This window comes from Paenibacillus sp. J2R1T-4, from assembly GCF_059692235.1.
Genome location: NZ_JCAUBA010000003.1, coordinates 83,542 through 101,794 on the forward strand (window position 1 = coordinate 83,542; position 18,253 = coordinate 101,794).

Genomic DNA, 18,253 nt, shown 5'->3' on the forward strand with positions numbered 1-18,253 from the left:
TAATTACGCTAACCGAAAGTTATGCGGAAGGTTTGAATTTTCCACGGTCCCAGATGAACGTCAAAGCCATTCGAATCATGTGAAATCTCTCCTGCAGGCTCTTCAAGCAAATTCATCGCCGTCACATCCGTTATACGCTTAAAGCACGTGAACCGGGCAGATGATGGCCGTTCTGATAAATTGAAGAAACGAACAATTAGCTCCCCTTCGTTACCGCTTTCCGGGCGCTTGATGACGCTCAAGCAAATGTCGGAATTCGATAATTCGAAATAGCTTACAGGCTGGGCCGGAACGTGATCATCAGGTACTTTCGCGTAAACGGGATACATATCGACTTGCAAACAATCTTGCAGGCGTGTCAAATCCGCATAAGAAGTGGAAGCATCAAGAACAGCTAGTGCATATTTGAATGTTAACTTCCCGGCAATTTGACCGCCTTCTTCCCCATTCGTCCTATATGGTTTCCAGAACGAACGATACATCGTTACATGCAGGGAGCCCCGATTGTCATCCGGTGCGGAACATTCGTGCAAACCGAAGGCTGAAACGAACGCCAGACCGCCTCCGTCTATTCTGCGTTTGCCAACAATCCCGCTCATTTGTTTCTCCGGCACCTCGCATTCCTTCCAATCCTGCGTTTCCGTACGAATGCCCGTCGGCCTTTCCACAAAAGCAAAGGGCTGATTGGCAAAAAAGGTCGGGGATAACACATCCGTGGGGATAACCAGACGAAGCCGATGATCCCGGGCTTGATTGTCTATTACGGTTTCAACATCGACATGTGATGCGCCTCTTGAAAGCCCTATCAATGAGCGAATCGCTAGCGTAACATGCTCTTCCGAACGCTTTAATCCATGGGGATGCCGTTCCATAGACTGGGGAACCCGAATATAATGGGTAATTTGAAATACGGCACGAACCGGACCGTTTTCGACCGTTTCAATGACACATTCGCTTCCCCCGCTACCGATCAGACGATCTTTGACAGGGTTGGCGTGAAACCATCCGTCGCCGATTTCCCCATCGTTGAGATAACTTAACAGATTGTCATAGCGTTCGCCGGTGCGTTTATCGTAAATAGCGACCGTCCCGTTGTCGTTGACTGTAAGTTTGATATATTCGTTCTCCGCTTCCTTTTCGGAGCGGGATAACCGGTCCAAATATCGGGACGGCTTCTTGCTAGGAACAATTAAGTATTCAGCCTTCCCCATCGCAGGAACATCCACTTCCAGCGATACGGTATGGCGGTCCACCGTTCTCGTCACTTTCGTCTTCGTTCCAAGCCCGTTTACGATAAAGTTTTTCTTCATCTGACATAGGCCATAAGGAACTTCTCGTCCATGGCAATCATGGATGGTAAAGCTGTTTTTCACTTCATAACCGAAAGGCTCCTGATAATTGGCGGGATATTGCTGATCGAAATCAATGTCCACTGTGACAGTGCCGCGCCTTGGGAACGGCAGTGGATTCCACAATGTCAGCACGCTAGTATGGTCGCTTCCTCCCTCATCGTTCCTGAGCGTTTCCTTTTCCAAAATGTTACTGATTACGTACTTAGAAATCTCTTTTACTTGGTCGAATCGATACTCCATGTCTTTATGTACCTGATCGATCGAGCACCCGCAGATCGAATCATGCGGATGGTTTTGCATCAAATACTTGTAGGCCAGATCGACATAAGACTTCTTGACGGAATAACCTCGAAGCTCAGATAATGCAACCATCGGCTCTACCCATTTTTCCAGCAGCGCCTGGCATTCGTCGTTCGCCTTTTTGAGTGGATAACGGCTGGACAGCGTATGAGTAATCAAGTAATTGGAACCTGGCTGTTTGCCCGGTTCGTTCAATTCCCCCATTTTGACCGGCATCTGCTCAGCGTAGCCTTCCAACTGCTTTCCCATCTGCTCCAAACTGCCATGCTTAACCTCCGAATCCGGATACAGTTCGCGAATCATCCCCAGATAATCCACCGTATTTCGGCGAATCGATGCGTGATCCATGCAGTCCAAAAGCAACCAGACGGGGATCGGGCTTCGTTCCATTTCCTTGTCGATAAAGGCTTTGATTCGCTGCTTCGTATCATCGGGCGATAAATGACGGTGCTCCGCATCCATGATGATTACTAAAAAAGAGGCATAGGCGTTTTCATCCGGCAGTTTGAAGGTGATGCATTCGCTGCCGTCCGGCGAACTCCAACGAAAGTGCGCAGGCACATTGTGCTCGTTAAGCCCTCTCCCTAGCATCGCATAAGGGATATTACATCCGTTGAATATTTGCGGCATTTGGGCAATATGGCCGAAAATATCGCAAACATAGCCGTATTTCCAAGGCTCGGCACCCCACTCTTGGCTTATTTGTCGACCAGTCATCAAGTTTCGGATCAAACTTTCACCGGATAGAAGAAACTCATCGGGCATGACATACCAAGGGCCGATAACGATTCTGCCCTCCTGAATCAATCGGGCAAGACGTCCCCTTTGTGCCGGTTCGATTTCCATGAAATCCTCCAGCACAATCGTTTGCCCATCCAAGTAGAACATTTCAAAATCCGGCTGATTCTCCAGTACCTCAACCAGATCGTCCATCATGTCGACAAGCCGGAAACGAAAGCCTTGAAAAGATTCGTACCACTCCCGGTCCCAATGGGAACTGGAAAAATAATAAAATGTCGGTTTCGTCATGTGTGACAAACCTCCCGGTATATGATTGTGATGTAATAGAACCCCTTAAGATACTACTACGCATCCTAAGAGGTCCTTTACGTACTCCGATTATTGGCCTGAAGCCGCCTTCCTTAAGTCCAGCGTCTTTTTATTCCATGCATCGATTTTTGCTTTGAGCGTACTCATATCCCCGCCCGCCAGTATGGTTTCCGCCAAAAACGTAAACGGATGTTCTTGGAATACAGGAATGGTAGCACCTGGAGCGATGCAGCACAAATCCTTGGTTAATTTTACAGCCGCCGTATTTTTACCCTTCCATAGTGGTGACTGGTCGATATAATTCTTCAAAGAATCATCGATGACGGACGCGTTGGAGCCATGATCAATTTTCCACTTCTGCGCTTCGTTTTCAAACTGGAAGCTGATCCACAGCCACGCCTCCTCCTTATGCTTCGAACTAGCTAACAAGCCGATTGGGCCATAAATATGATGAGTAACCTGCGACACTTTACCTTTAGGGAACGGCAAGACGTCGTAATTGAATTTCGCTTGTTTTGCCAACGATTCCAAGACCCAGTCCCCGCCGATATCGAACAATGTTTTGCCATTAATAAATTTACTGACTGAACCGCCCAACTCCGTCGCCTTCTTTGTGTCTGGGTAGGAACCGTCTTTCGTAATTAACTCTTGTATCCATTTCAAATCGTTCATCGCTTCCGGCTTATCCAGCACAGTCTGTGTCAAATCTTCATTCATATACCATAGATTAGGAGAACTTCCGTTAGCTACCGACATTGCAGACAAGAAATATCGGGCGAAAATACCATTGCTCGTCAAGCCATATTCCCCTGCCGCAGGGTCTGTTGCCGCTTTTGCGAGCTCACGGAATTTATCGTACGTCCAATCGTTTTTCGGCATTTCCAAGCCATGCTTGGCAAGCAGATCCTTGTTCACCAAGACCCACATCGGAACGTCAACCATCGGAACGGCAAAACGCTGGCCCTTCGCGTTATCGAACGATTCGAAGAATCCTTTTGGAAGCTTCTTGCTTTTGAGTGATTCGTCCTTCGCAATATACGGCTTCAAATCTTCTAGCAAGCCGCCTTTCGTATACTGACTCAAGTCGGTGAGCCAAGTCAGATCCGCCGGTGTTCCCGCAGCTTGCAAAGCGGCAATTTTTTCGATAATACTAGTATCTAATCCGTTTGCCGGGAAGTTCGGTTCAATTGTGATCCACGGGTATTTCTCGTTAAATTTTTTGTACAGATCGGTGTACGATTGTTCCCATGTGACAATTTTTAGCGTTACCGGATCACGCTTCTCCTGCGGCTTTACGGTTGCTGTTGCTGTTGCCGTCGGAGCAGTCGTTGCACTCCCTTTGTCGTCTCCTGATGAGCATGCCGACAAGAACATCGATAATACGAGGATAATGCCAACCACTAAAACTAAATACCGTTTTGTCTTCATTCCTTTACCTCCCTTAGTAGATGCGAACTAAAAACCTTCATGCAATAGCTTCTCTCAGCTGCAACTGACCGTGCGTGGTACTAAAATGGTGCTAACGTGGTGCTAGATGTCTGCCAATAACCACCTCCCTTCAAGAAGTCGCCTTATTCCACAAGCCCGGATCGTTCTATACTTTCCACGAACCACCTCTGGAGAAACATGTAGAGGATAAGGGGTGGAAACATAATCAGAAACGCCGCGGCCATTTTGGCGCCTTCGTTGATCGATACGCCGCCAGTTAAGGTGGAATAAGCGGCAGGTGTTCCGGTCAGAACTTCATTCATACGGTTCAGGCTGATCGACAACGGAATGTACTTGTCATTCAGGAAAAACGACGGCTCGTAGTACATGTTCCAGTACCAAATGAACGAGAACAGAAAAACGACGAGGCAAGCTGAACGAGCAAGCGGAAGCATAATCGTAAAGAAAAGGCGGAAAGTAGATGCCCCGTCCAGTTTGGCTGCTTCCTCCAGCGTTACCGGTTGCGATTTGAAAAACTGGCGAAAGATCAAGATGAATAGAGCGCTTCGCAGCCCTTGCCCGAACAATGCAGGAACGATGAACACAAACGGCGTATTCAACAAGCCCAGCTTGCTGTAGATGACGTAGAGCGGAATAATGATGATCTGCGGCGGGATCAGAAAAGTTAGAATGACACAGAACGTAACCAGGGCTCTACCCGGAAAATATAGTTTCGCAAGCGCATATCCCGATAGCGAGCAGACTATCACCTGAATGATCGAGCATGTGAGCGCAATCGTAAACGTGTTCGCTAGCGCTTCAGGGTATTTCAACCCTTTCCAAGCTTGCTCCAGATTTGCCCATTCGAGCTGACGCGGGAACCATTTGACAGTCGGATCGAACAAATCCTGTACGTTTTTGAACATGGTGCTAATGACGTACAATAACGGCTGCAAGTACAGATAAGCCAATATGGATAGCAAATAAAAAATGATCAGCTTGGCTATCCACCCATCGTTGACATGTCTGCCGAGCGCCAGCATTTTCACCTTCTGCATCTTTCTGCCCCATATGAATCGGCTTACGGTTTGCGTCGCGTTCCGATAGCTTTTGATGATATTCACCCTCTTCCCCCCCTTCGTTTTGCGCTTCTTCCGAACATCCACGAAACAGCCGCCAGCAGGACGAAGATGATTGCAAAATATATCCAGGCCAACGCACTCGCATATCCATAACCGGTGGCAGGATTAAACATATTTTTGCGCACGAGGTCCAGCACCGGATTTAACGGAAACGTAAACAAATCGACAATCGTATAAAGTAGATTCAAGCTGATAAACGGCACAATGCCAGGCAGCGTAATTTTCCAGAAGCTATCCCATGGAGAGGCGCCGTCAATCCGGACCGCTTCATATACCGACTTCGGAATTGTCTGGAAGCCCGCAATAAAAATCAGAATTTGCACACCTGAATACCATAAAATGATGACTGTCCGCTTGAGTACCTCCACAACAGGACCGGCAAACTGTCTGCCAACATTATCATGGACAAGCGTATCAATGTTGTATTGTTCCATGAACGGGATTTCCCCGGCGCCTTGCACGAACAACTCGGTTAGCACCTGTCCTGTGGCGAAAATAACCGGGAGGAAGAAGATCGCCCGGTACAAAAAACGTCCGGGAAATTTCTGATTAAGCAACAGCGATACGAGCAGTGCAAAAATAACGATGATTGGAATGATCAACAGCATTTCCTGAACGTATAAGATAAGCTGGACGGGATATTCGTTATCGACAACGAACGCATTCTTGAAATTGCGCAGACCGGCCCATGAATATACGAACCCTTGTGCCGTCAGCGTCACCTTGTTAAAGCTCAGAAACAGCGACCACACAATCGGAAACGCGATAAGTGAAAGAAAGCCGATCAGCCAGGGCAGCATGAACAAATAGCCAACCCCGTAATGCTTCCATTTGTGAGCGAGGTATGCTTTCCGATGAGGCAGCGGCAGCTTCATTCGGTTCCTCCTCCCCTCACAGCGAACGTTTTGTTCCCGTAATCGACGACGACCTGAGTACCGCCTTCATACGTGGTGACGTATACGCCGTCCGTTTTCTTCTCATGGTTGACAATCCTGCGGTTATATAGCAGCGCCAACTTGTCGAAATCCCGGTATTCCTGCACAATCCGTTCCTTCCATAGCGCGAACTCGCTGCTGTACAAGTACTCGGACGGTGTATTCTTCAACACCCGTGACGATTCGTAAGTAACAAAGAAGGAAGGCACAGCGCCATATTCGATTGCTTTGAGAAATTCCGCCTTGTTATCATTGCGGAAATTAGCCGGCGTCGTTGAATACGGGACGAAGCCGTGAAGTACGATCGGATAGAAGGGCACTGTCTCGTCGATCATGAAGTCGTTGCTCGAATCCAGCGTGAAATCACTTATATAATCGGCTTCACCCAGCATATAATCGTTCCCCTGGTAAATCCCTGATTGGCCAAGCTCTTCCCCCGTATAAGCAAGCAACTGCCGGTAAACATCTGCCGTCTGCCCCCGCTCTGTCGGTTTCGACTCATAATCGCGGAAAATCAATTCGCCGAGCCAATTGTAATGAATACCGTCGACACCGATGTCCTTCAGCAAGGCAATCTTCTGTGCCGCATAACCAGCCGTAAGCTGCGGTTTTAGAATAAACTTGTCATTCCAGCTCATAAACACCGTACCGTCAATGCCCCGAATTCCGTTAGTCTTGGCGGACAGCGAGGAACGTTCGTCGACAAAGACGAAATTATCCTCAAACATAACTTTCAGATTCATCCCATGCATCGTATCGACAAACGATTGGGCTGCCACTTGTCCGCCCAGCTTGCTTTCAATCGGATCCCGCTTTGTCGAAGTGAAATCGATGCCATTCTGCCATCCGTAATAAATAATTCTCATGCTGTCGACCCCACTGTCCTTCAGTTGCTTCACCATCTCCGTCGCTTGGGCAAAGGTCGTCGCTGCGACATATCTCTCGCTGTTGAACGCCTCCTGAACGTTACCGCCTACCACACTCAAATGCAGTGGGATGTGTGTTGCGGTCTGGAGCTGCTGCGGCAGCTGCTTGGAATCCGACAAATATTGCCGGTAAGCATTGGCCATCCCGACATAGTTGGCCTCATCACTGTTCAGAAATCGGTATTCGATCGAACGGTCGAGCGGTATCCGGTTTTTTTCCACCGTTTTGACAGGCGTTGTCAATCGGCCCGTCTTGTGCAAATATTCCTCACGGTATTGAAATTTGGTATCTATACTATAAAATGTTGATTTCAGGCCGGGCGACTGTGCCTGAATATTCGCCGCATATTTCCCTTCCTTGACGATCGCAACGAACGCGTCATCGTGGTGTTTAACGCCGAATACCGGGTAAGCAATCGTTTTTCGTTTTGTTTGACGTCTGGCTGCATTCAAGTCCGGACGTTCGTTGGACACTTCCCTGCCGTAGATGGGATGCATGTATCCTTGCCCCGTACCCGATCGGTCCGCAACGAAACGAATTAATCCTCCGGGCCCGTCAGGGACGAACATATACCCGTCTTCCCCCGCTTGCGAGGCTCCGAAGTAAGGCATTACTTCCAGGGAGAACAAGGCATACTCGCCTTTCTCTTCAATCCCCTTTGTAGGCACATGAACTTCCAACCCATGCTCAGTCAGTTCGTATTGAAGCGAAAAGCTGATCCCCGTATCCTCGAACAAGTAGGTGACCTGCAGCCCCTTGTCATATTTGACAAATGAATTCTTCAGCTTCATATCTGCTGCGTTCGTAACGCCCCGCCTCGCCTTGTTATCGCCGGCTACCTGGAAGTACTCCATAATAAATGGAGATTTCAAGTTCGACAGAAGCAGCCCTTTCACCGTCTCCGCTTGGAGCCGTTCCTTTGGCGGATTGCTCCGCCATTCATACCCGGTGCGTTTGATTGTCACGATCGTTTGCGTCGTTAACGGATCGATGCGGAGTACAAAATCACGGTTTTCGAGCGCAGTCACAAACCCCTCTGCATCTGCGAGTCCCGGTTTCCACGGCTCTCCCTCATACACAGGCAAGTTCGGTTCCTGCTCCATCTTCATATTCATCTGCTCCAGAGTAGGAATGTCGTTGCCGCTCACTGCGCGATAAATAAACAAGCAACTAGCAACTACGGCAAAGACGAGAATCAGTACGATCCCCTGCTGTCGCTTCAGACGGATGTTATACATATTGCCTCACCTCCCGCTGCAGCTGGTACAGAAAGTCGTAAACATTGTAAGTTAACCCGGACGCGACAAACACGAAAAACCAGATTATCAGAACGGTAACTACAGTTATTAGCGAGTTTTTAAACGTTTCTACAAACTCGAAATTGTGTATGACCTGTGTCATGACAAAAAACAGCACTCCAAGCCAGATATACATAAGTTGTTCCAGAGACGTGACGAGCACTTTCTCTTCAAGCACGACGACATTAGATAAGATCAATATGGGTATGGAGAAAAACAAATACGGGATTAAAGCATATACACTTGCCTGAAACACTTCGTGAAAACGTCCTTCACCGCTTCTGACGCTACAAACGAGGTAGTTGGCAATAACCCAAGTGACCCATGGCACAACGAAAAAGGCAAGCTCAGAGAACACGTTAATCAAGCTTATATCCACCGGATTAAAGATGAATCCCGTCCCATAGATCCGCATGATTTTGACAAGTACAGCGAGCAGCAGGATACATAGTATGACGACGAACGAAACCTTCCGCTCCTTCAATTTGTAGAAGCCTTGATACGGATGAATCAATACGCTGCCCAAATCTTTGAACTCATTGGCGTACCGGACGAGCTTCGGCGGCCAGGGCCGCTTCACAGCGTATCGGAAAAACCGCTTCAACGCATACCTCATCACAAGAATGACGATTACCAAAGCAGCCAACAATGTGATCAAATAACGCTGCAGCCATTGCAGCCGGACATCCCAGAACGCCCGGGAATAACCGTCCACATCATAGGCAATTTTGAAATGGTCCATCGCCTGGGCATACTTACCCTCCGCCAAATCTACTTTGCCTATCCCTTGATAGATGGAGTTGATCATGTTGTTCTGCATCTGTACCTTTTCCCAATAAGGCTTGCTTTCCTCATACCTGCCTTGCATATATAATTTGGTGCCTGTAAACATGTTTTGACCGAACTCGGTGCGGACGAACGTCTGTATCTGTTTCGTTTTGCTGTCCGTTACCCATATTTCATGCTGTGAATTCAGCGCAATACCCGTCGGATAGCCGAATATCCCATTTTGCCGTGTATCCGCATCGATATCGCCGAATGCGAACAAGGCGCTGCCGTAAGGATCGTAAATGGTAACCGTACCAGAATCGAAATCGATTCCATATAGGAAGCCATCCCGATCGACCGCGAGATCGATTATTTTCATCGAATGCCGAATATAACGGTTAAGGAAAGCATTAAATCCCCCTGCATTCAACTTTTTGATTCCGCCCTGGGCCCTCGGAGTTGCTGTGTACAAAAATCCGAATGCATCCATCGTTGCATTCACGATCGGTTGCGGGAGGTTGGCCACTTCTTTTTCAAGCTGTTCCTTATTGAGAACGAGACGTTTGACCCAGTTCGTATACGATTGCTCCGCTTTGTTCGCGCCAAAATAGCCCGTATACCGCCCTTCTGCGTCCATTCGAAACAACCCTCTATTCTCCCCGCTGAGCACGATATACATGACGCCGCGCTTATCAACGACAAGCTTGGACGGAACAAAATAATCGTCCTTGGTAAGATACGGGGAATCGGGCTTCGTATACGCTCGTAGAAACTTCCCCTCCTCCGAGAACAGAGCTATTCGCTTATTGCCCGAGTCAGCAATGTAAATTGTACCGTCACCGGTCACAAACACTCCCTCAGGCGCATTCAAGGCACCTTGACCTTCAGTATCCCCAACGGTACGGAGCTTCTGACCGTCGCGATTCGTCACGACAACCCGATTGGCAGCCCGATCCACGATATAGGCGATGTCCCGATCGTCGATGTACAGATCCATCGGCTCCATGAACGACTGACGGATGACCTTATCAGGGACATATACGGCTTGGCTCTCGCGCCATTTATTCGAGTTGCTGTCCACGTAAAACGATTCGTAAGGCAAGCCCGCATGGACGGGAGCTGGAAGAAGCGCAAACAAGAAGCAGACCAAAAGCGTGATAATCGGGAGTCGTTTGTTCATCCGTGTTTCTTCCTTTATTGTCATGGGCTATTTCACCCCGGAATGAAGCATCGTGGATAATACCCTTTTCTGAAACAATAGAAATATGATCAGATTGGGCAAAAAGATCAAAAGACCTGCAGCTGCCGCCATCGATTGTCCGGCTACGCTGTTGTGCAGTCCGCCCGCCAAGCTGCTGACGTAAAATGACAAGGTGCGCAACGTTTCATCCTGTACGTATAGCGAGGACGTTTCGGTATCCCCCCAAACCCCCTGAAACGTAAAAATCGAAATGGTTGCTATAGCGGGAGCGGATAACGGAATGATCAGCCTGGCAAAAATGCCAATTTCTGATGCTCCGTCAAGTTTGGCGGCTTCCACCAGCTCGTTAGGAATTTGCGAAATAAACCCGATCAATAGAAACACGGCAACAGGCGATGCTAAATGAGGCACAATATGAGCCAAATACGTATTGGTTATCCCGATGCTGCTGACGATTAAAAAACGCGGAATTTGTACCGTTTCCGGCGCAAACATAAGGGAAAGCATAATCATGGACATCGTCAGCGCTTTGAAATGAAAACTGCGTTTGGCCAGCACGTAAGCCGCCAAAGTGCTAACGATAATAACCGCCGCCAACGTGATGGATGCAACAATGACGGTATTGAACAAATATCTGGTGAACGGCACGACATCGCTGTTCGCGTGCAGAAACAACAATTCGAAGCTGCGCGTTGTCGGATGCTTGACCAAAAAGGTCGGCGGAAACAAAAACAGTTCGTTCATCGGCTTGAATGCCTGGCTAATAATAAACACGATGGGCAGCAGCATGAACAGCGCAAGAGCGGTTAATCCTACTAAGAGTACGACTTCAAATGGCTGAATGCTGCGGAGCCGCTTGCTGATTTGCACGATCTATTCATCCCCCTTCGTTCCGAACAGCCGGTACGCGAATCTCATGACGAAGAACGAGATAACCAGCAGCACCACGGAGACGGCAGAAGCGTACCCGATTTGGAAGCGGATGAATGCGTAATCGTCGATATGATTGCTGATCAAGTGGCCGATGTATTCAGGCGTAATCGCCATCCCCGTCAGTTGAACGGATATACCCCCGGCTTTCAACGTCGACACGATCGTCATGACGGCGCTGAACAGCATTTGCGGCTTCATTGACGGTAAGGTAATATAGAAAACTTCCTGCAGCCTGTTCTTGATGCCGTCGAGCCGCCCCGCTTCGTAAAGCTCGGTGTTGACGGTTTGCAATCCGGCGAGCATCGCCAGGAAGCCGACGCTAAAGCTGATCCACAAGGAAACAAGTATCATAATGTCGAGCAAGTAACGCGAATCCTGCAGCCAGATACGGGGCAAATCGATCCACCCCATCTCGATCAGGAAGTTGTTGAGATAACCGACCCGGTCTCCGCTGAACGTGGCGATCCATACGACTGAAAGCGCGACGCCGCCCGCCATCGACGGAGCATAGAACGCTAGTGTATAATAGTCGCGCATCTTTTTGGGCAGCTGATGAATGAGCCACGCAAACAGAAACGATAGCAGGTAGCCCCCCGGACCGACAATCAACGCGAATTTGAACGTATGGGGCAGCGCGTGCTTCAGAAACACGATATCCTGTGTCAACAAGACAATGTAATTTTTAAATCCGATAAAGGCAGGAAGCGCGAACCCATCGAACGAGGTAAAGCTTAACAATCCCGCCATAAACACCGGCACGATAATAAACATTGTGAATACAAGCAGGAACGGAGCCAAAAACAAATAACAGATCCGATCCCGCCAGCATTCGCTCACAAATTGCCGCAGCCTTTGTGCAAACAAGGGAGCTCGCGCAGTTGTACCCGTTTCTAAAGATACTTCCGTGTTGTGCGTCATTGTCTCTTCACCTCCCCGTCGAATGGATGATCGATAGCGGGAACATGCAGGTTAGCATCTCCTGTGATGCCAAAATCCTCTTGCCTTCGCTTCATCTCACGTTGCAAAGAAACCTCCGCCGACTCCAGCACCTCTTTGGGTGGTTTGCCCTTTAATACCGCGGAGTTCCAAGCAAAATCCATTTCCCTCGTCAAAAAGTAGTATCCCGGCACATAAGGTACATTTTTCGCCCAGCGCCCTTGCTCCACGATCGTCTCCAGATCCTTGACCGGCCACGAAAGGGATGTCATGGCTTGCAAATTGGCCGTATTCCATCGATATTCCAAACCGTACAACGACTCGATATCGTTCCCGTATTGGATTTGTGTCTGTTTCGAGGTCCACCATTGCATAAATTCCCATGCTTGCTTCTGTTTACTGCTCTTCTCCATGATGATCGCACCGGAAACCGATTGATCCGTCCAACGGACAATTTCCCCATTCTTCTGTTTGATTCCGGGAACGCGTGCGATTTTCCAATGCCCCGTAATTTCAGGAGCCGCTACCATCAACTGCACATACATGTTGAAATCAGCTAAGCCGATCGGCATATCGCCGTCACGAAAGTGATTGAGGAAAGCTGGCGCCTCCAGGGGCAAATAATATTTCGTATACAAATTCGTCCATTGTTCAAAAGCGGCCAACGCCTGTTCGCTGCCAAGGTTGTTACTGAGCCCCTCCGGTGAGTACAGATCAGCCCCGTTCTGAAACATGTAGGGCAGGAAGTTTTTGGTCGGCACGTACATCGTCATCCCATTTTCTTGCAAGGTGGGCAGCAGCTCATACACGTCATCCCACGTATCGGGTACTTTCAGCTTCAACTGATCGAATATATCCGTCCGGTAAAACAACACCTGGAAGTTCTGCACTTCAGGAAGCGCATACGTACCGCCGTTGTAGGCGAACGATCGCATCGCTCCAGGGTTGAAACGGTCATACACCTCTTGGAAGCCGGCGAATTTCGTCAAATCGGCGACTGCCCCCCGCATCGCGTAATCGACCGGCGTTTCCATCGAGACACCCAGCGCTACGTCTGGCTGTTCACCGGAAGCATTGCTGAGAATAAGTTGGTTCGGATTGGGCATTAGATTGATATTGACTTCAATTCCGGTGTTTGGCGTAAAATCGCGATCGACCATTTCCCGCAACAAGTTGGCATAGTCGCGTCCGCGCTGTACCCACACCGTAATCGCTTCCTGCTTGTTCAGCTTGCGCGTATCGTAGGACATATAGAAGGTACGCGCAAAATTACCAAGCGCATAGGGAATACGGTTAAGCGCATTCGGTTCTTTGAGGCCGGTTTGGGCATCAGGTGTACGAACGACGATATAATCGAGCAGTACAGACTGATTGCTGAGTGTCGGCAGCCATGTGACGATATTGCTTTGAATCCTGGCAAAGTCAGTCATCCGGTTCGGGATATCATTCACATAGGCAGCCATCGTCTGCAAGTTGTCAATGGCAACATCGATGGCGGTCGTAAGATTGGACTTATCCTGGTTTAACCCGTCTACAAATGTAGCTACTTGTTGAAATTGCTCAATAATCGATCGTAGCTTGTTATTGATGCCAGGATCGGATTTCTGCAAATTCCAGGTACGCAGCATATCCAAATTTTGCTTCGTAGCGCCATCGCCTTGGCCGTAATTACCCGTGATGAGACGGATTGATCTATCCAAGGCATCCATCTCTTGAAGCGCATGCTGCATAGCGAGCACGGCCGGCTTCGTCAGGGAAGCATCCGCTATGAGGCGCAATGTATGTTTGCCTTTCGTCAAATAAAATTGGAACGGATTATTGTTCTCATCCTGAAGTGAACGAATCTGAAAGTTAGCGTTTGCGGGAATGGAATAATGGAGCATTTCCCTAAAAGGCACTTTGCCGTCCAGCATTATGGTTCGATAAGCCTGTAATCCTCTCCGAAAACCCTGATTAAATTTCAGATCGATCTCGTACCAGCCGTCATCAGGTGCCTCAATTGTCCATTCCACCCAATCACCGGCAGTCCTCCAGCGTTCTCCTCCCAGTACGTTATAAACGATCCGGCCCTTCGGATCCGGGGAAATATACGGCTCAGAATAATAATTCGTTTGCACTGCAATATTGGATTTTTGCAAATACCGCTCCGCTTCGATAATTTCATACCACGTTTTCGCAGCGGTGTCGGGATGGGCTTGCTTATACTCGTTGTAAGCCGGGATCGCTTCCGGAGCCGACCAGCGGAGCTTGGTCAGCGCAACCGGCTCTTTGCCGCTAATGAGCCGGATTGTATGAACGCCCTTCGTAAGCTGAAACTCCAGCGGCGTAGACGATACGTCATAGCTTGTGACGAATGTTCTTTTGGCGCCCTCGATTTCCGTCTGAACAGGGCGAACCTCCTGGCCGATCGCGTTTTTGTCGTAAGGAAATTTAGCATCCTTCCAGTACCGTTCCAGTGTGATTTGCTCTGCTTCTGCGAACGGGATGCTGCCGTCAATCATCAGACCGCGGACGATGTTTGAATAGCTCCCCTTTAATGGTTGATAAGCAACTTCCAACCGGTAAACGCCTGTTTTTGGAACGTCAACTTTCCATTCCACCCACCCCGACTCGTTGGTCCAATACAACGCCTTCTCACCTGACGGCTCTTTTCGGATTTCGAGCGAGGCATCCGGAGAAGCGTCTGAATAGTCGACCGCGTTAATATCGAAAGCAAGAGTATTAGCGGGATCGCCAACGCTTGCACTGTCTTTGTGAAGCTTGGCGTAGGAAGGTGCGGTTCCCGCTTTTGGCTCGAACGAGAGCAAATCAGCAGCGCTTACATTTTGTGCGTATGAGATCTGCTCTTCCCAGGAAAAGAACCGGACGACTGTCACCAACAGGACCGTTACCGCCGTAAGGATTATCATTTTGCGGTACTTTCGCTTCATTTCTGTGCAGCTCCCCGATACCCAATCGATTCACAAGTTTCTCTATCGAAATAATGGGCTTTATGCATATTAAAAGAAATGTGGACGTGATCGCCCTTTCCTACCGGGACGTGTGTCCCGGCTCTTGAGATGATGCTGTAATCCCCGATCTTCAGGTAAACATAGGAATCCGCTCCCATTAACTCGATCATGTCGACGATGGCGGGTACGGACCAATCCTCTGCTCCCTCCGCTCCCTCTGGTTTGAACAGCGTCACCTGCTCCGGTCTTATGCCAAGCACAACTTGCCGCAAATTGGTGGAGCTGTTACTCAAAACCTTTGTATGCTCTTTGGGTACCGGAAGCTTAAGTCTGTTATTTTCGAAAAAATACTCCTCATCCCTTATGAAGATGCCGCCCTCAATGAGGTTCATTTGGGGCGATCCGATAAAGCCTGCTACAAATAAGTTCACCGGGTATTCATACAGCTCATGCGGAGGTGACACTTGCTGAATGATCCCATCCTTCATGACGACAATCCGGGTCCCCATTGTCATGGCCTCGACCTGATCGTGCGTCACATATACGGTCGTCGTTTGCAGCGTACCATGCAGCTTAATCAGCTCTGCCCGGGTTTGCGCGCGCAGCTTTGCATCGAGGTTGGACAATGGTTCATCCATCAGAAACACCTTCGGCTCCCTGACAATCGCTCTGCCCAGCGCGACACGCTGCTTTTGTCCTCCCGACAGTTGATTCGGCTTTTTGTCGAGCAAATGCGATATTTCCAATATGCGGGCCGCACGAGTTACTTTCAGCTCGATTTCATGTTTGGCCGTCTTACGCAGCTTTAATCCGAGCGCCATATTCTCATAGACGGATAAGTTCGGGTATAAGGCGTAGTTTTGAAACACCATGGCGATATCGCGGTTTTTGGGAGAAACGTAATTCATATATTTGTCATCTATGTACAGTTCGCCATCCGTAATATCCTCTAAACCGGCAAGCATGCGCAACGTCGTCGATTTACCGCATCCAGACGGTCCGACTAACACCAGAAACTCTCCGTCATCTACGGATAGATCGAAATCTTTGACTGAGGGTTGAGCTTCTCCCTTGTACTTTTTATATACATGTTTAAAATGAATGCTTCCCATACGTCCACCCCCTTGCCCTTTTCAAACGTAATGACTCGCTTAAGTAATCGTATTGTAGATCGGTAGAAATCCAATGGAGCTGCCATCCTTGTCAAAGACTTGCAATTTTCTCTCAACCTTTCCGAGTGAACTGGCCGTCTGCGTTCCATTCGTACTGATGCTTGCATTCACCGTGGAGAATATATTCGGCGTCGTTCCTGAGTCATATCCGATATTTAGAGCGCTGACGTTTTCAATCGTGTTCATGATGCAGTTAATGTTCGTTCCTATCCCGAAGCAATAGACGCCATAACTGGTTTGTCCCGTTTTTCCGATGATGACATTTCCAACCAAATGACAATCCGAGCAGCCGGAGGTGAGAGCTATCCCGGTCGAGCCGCCGTATATATAACAGCCTTCGACTATGACCCGTTCGCAACTGCCGTGTGATTGGATCCCTGCGAGTGTCGTATTGTATACGTGGCAATTCGCAATCATGATATCGGTTGCGGTAAACAAAATCCCTTGCGTTCCGGCTCCATTGATCCGTATGTTCTCCAGAGTCAACCCGATAATCTTCCCGCCTATTTGTCTGGCATATATCGATGGGCCCACACCCGCTACCCGTTCCATCGTCACATTGGACACCCTGGTGTTCAGCAATGCCCCGGGTGCGGCGATCGGGGTGCCGATCTGAATGCCTCCTGTATTCACTGCGCTCCAGTCATATATCGTAAGCCCGTCAATGAAGTTTCCTGTAACGTCTACCGCCGAAGCGTTCGTAATAGCGGCTCCTGCTGAGCATTGTTTGGCCGTGCAGCCGATAATTCCCGATAGACTGGATTTTTCAATGACAAAGCCCGTATCCACACAATTCAGGGCGATACAGTTCATAATCAGATTTTGCGTACCGCTTGTATACACTCCGTCAGCCGCTTTGCCGGTGACGCCGTTATCTTTCAGGATGCAGCTGGTTATTTTGCAACGTACCGAAGCTCCGCCGAGCGCGATTCCTACTCCCGGTATGTCGTTCCCTCCAATCGTATTCTGCACGATGCAATTGTCGACGGTCGAATCCGTACAACTTGCAAAATATATGCCTACCGTTCGAATCGTCAATCCGACCCGCTTCCCATGATTGGCATCCACGACCAAATCGGTAACTTCGATCCCACTCAGCCCGCTTGCCATAATCATCGTTTCATAGTTGGATTTGTCGGCCGCTTTGATTATCGTCGAGCTTCCGCTTCCCATGACCTTAACGTTAGGTTTGCGAATGTTGAGAGTCGCACTGACGATATAGGTTGATGAAGGCAGAAACGCAACACCGCCGCTTTTCAGGCTATCGATAGCGGTCTGTATGGCCACGGTATCGTCTACGCTTCCGTCACCTTTTGCCCCGAACCATTTGACATTGACCGGACCGTCATAAATCCGCTTGAATCGGTTCCCGGAAGTACTGACCAGCACCAGGCCCGTATTGTCAGGCGAAACGGTATCGGCGGCATCGAAGTAGAAATGCCCTTCCTGCATCGAATCGGTTGCATAGTAAACGCTACCCGAAGCCGGGTTCCTCATATCTCTCAGCTCTGCTATCGTCGTCAGAACAACGCAGTTATCGTCCATTTTGTCCGAGACGGAGCCCCCAGGCTTAGCGTATCCAATCCCGTAGGTGAGCAAAGTCCCGGCCGCAACGCCCATTCCGGCGATACCGATGGAAGAGAGCAGTTTTCTTCTGCTTATTAAACTGCTCGGATCCCCTGATTGGCTATCCCCTTGACCCTCTTGCCCTGAATTTAAACGATTCTTCAATGCATTTCCCCCTCATTTTTTATAAATGATTGACATGGAAGCGCTAACAGAATAGTGAAAGTACACAGGTTCCTTTTTTTTCTATCCTTCCCTCCTCTTGCTAAATTTCATTTCGCTATTCTCATGATA

11 protein-coding genes are annotated in these 18,253 nt (G+C 48.9%); all 11 read right to left on the reverse strand.

Annotated features, from left to right (window positions below):
• Positions 1–8: 8 nt before the first annotated feature.
• The 11 genes from AC58QD_RS07305 to AC58QD_RS07355 all read right to left on the reverse strand — a co-directional run bounded on the left by AC58QD_RS07305 (position 9) and on the right by AC58QD_RS07355 (position 18,124).
• Positions 9–2,681 (reverse strand): alpha-mannosidase, encoded by a 2,673-nt coding sequence (locus tag AC58QD_RS07305; RefSeq protein WP_497331564.1) that lies wholly within the window; start codon positions 2,679–2,681, stop codon positions 9–11.
• Positions 2,682–2,771: 90 nt separating this feature from the next.
• Positions 2,772–4,130: an ABC transporter substrate-binding protein gene (locus AC58QD_RS07310; RefSeq protein WP_497331566.1), complete on the reverse strand. Its 1,359-nt coding sequence runs from the start codon at positions 4,128–4,130 to the stop codon at positions 2,772–2,774.
• A 143-nt stretch (positions 4,131–4,273) separates the two neighbouring features.
• Complete coding sequence (locus AC58QD_RS07315; RefSeq protein ID WP_497331568.1) at positions 4,274–5,254, reverse strand: carbohydrate ABC transporter permease; 981 nt, start codon at positions 5,252–5,254, stop codon at positions 4,274–4,276.
• The gene (locus AC58QD_RS07320) at positions 5,251–6,147 is read right to left on the reverse strand and encodes a carbohydrate ABC transporter permease (protein ID WP_497331570.1); all 897 of its coding nucleotides are present in this window, start codon (positions 6,145–6,147) and stop codon (positions 5,251–5,253) included. Before AC58QD_RS07320 ends, AC58QD_RS07315 begins: the two co-directional genes overlap by 4 nt.
• Complete coding sequence (locus tag AC58QD_RS07325) at positions 6,144–8,372, reverse strand: DUF5696 domain-containing protein (protein ID WP_497331572.1); 2,229 nt, start codon at positions 8,370–8,372, stop codon at positions 6,144–6,146. The genes AC58QD_RS07320 and AC58QD_RS07325 overlap by 4 nt, the downstream gene beginning before the upstream one ends.
• Entirely contained in the window at positions 8,365–10,380 is a 2,016-nt protein-coding gene (locus AC58QD_RS07330) for a YIP1 family protein (RefSeq protein WP_497331574.1), read from the reverse strand. The genes AC58QD_RS07325 and AC58QD_RS07330 overlap by 8 nt, the downstream gene beginning before the upstream one ends.
• Before the next feature lie 27 nt (positions 10,381–10,407).
• Entirely contained in the window at positions 10,408–11,271 is an 864-nt protein-coding gene (locus AC58QD_RS07335) for a carbohydrate ABC transporter permease (RefSeq protein ID WP_497331576.1), read from the reverse strand.
• A 3-nt stretch (positions 11,272–11,274) separates the two neighbouring features.
• Positions 11,275–12,252 (reverse strand): carbohydrate ABC transporter permease, encoded by a 978-nt coding sequence (locus tag AC58QD_RS07340; RefSeq protein ID WP_497331578.1) that lies wholly within the window; start codon positions 12,250–12,252, stop codon positions 11,275–11,277.
• Complete coding sequence (locus tag AC58QD_RS07345; protein ID WP_497331580.1) at positions 12,249–15,200, reverse strand: extracellular solute-binding protein; 2,952 nt, start codon at positions 15,198–15,200, stop codon at positions 12,249–12,251. Before AC58QD_RS07345 ends, AC58QD_RS07340 begins: the two co-directional genes overlap by 4 nt.
• Positions 15,197–16,333, reverse strand: a complete 1,137-nt coding sequence (locus AC58QD_RS07350) for an ABC transporter ATP-binding protein (RefSeq protein WP_497331582.1) — start codon at positions 16,331–16,333, stop codon at positions 15,197–15,199. The genes AC58QD_RS07345 and AC58QD_RS07350 overlap by 4 nt, the downstream gene beginning before the upstream one ends.
• Positions 16,334–16,372: 39 nt before the next feature.
• Positions 16,373–18,124, reverse strand: a complete 1,752-nt coding sequence (locus tag AC58QD_RS07355; protein WP_497331584.1) for a right-handed parallel beta-helix repeat-containing protein — start codon at positions 18,122–18,124, stop codon at positions 16,373–16,375.
• Positions 18,125–18,253: the final 129 nt, after the last annotated feature.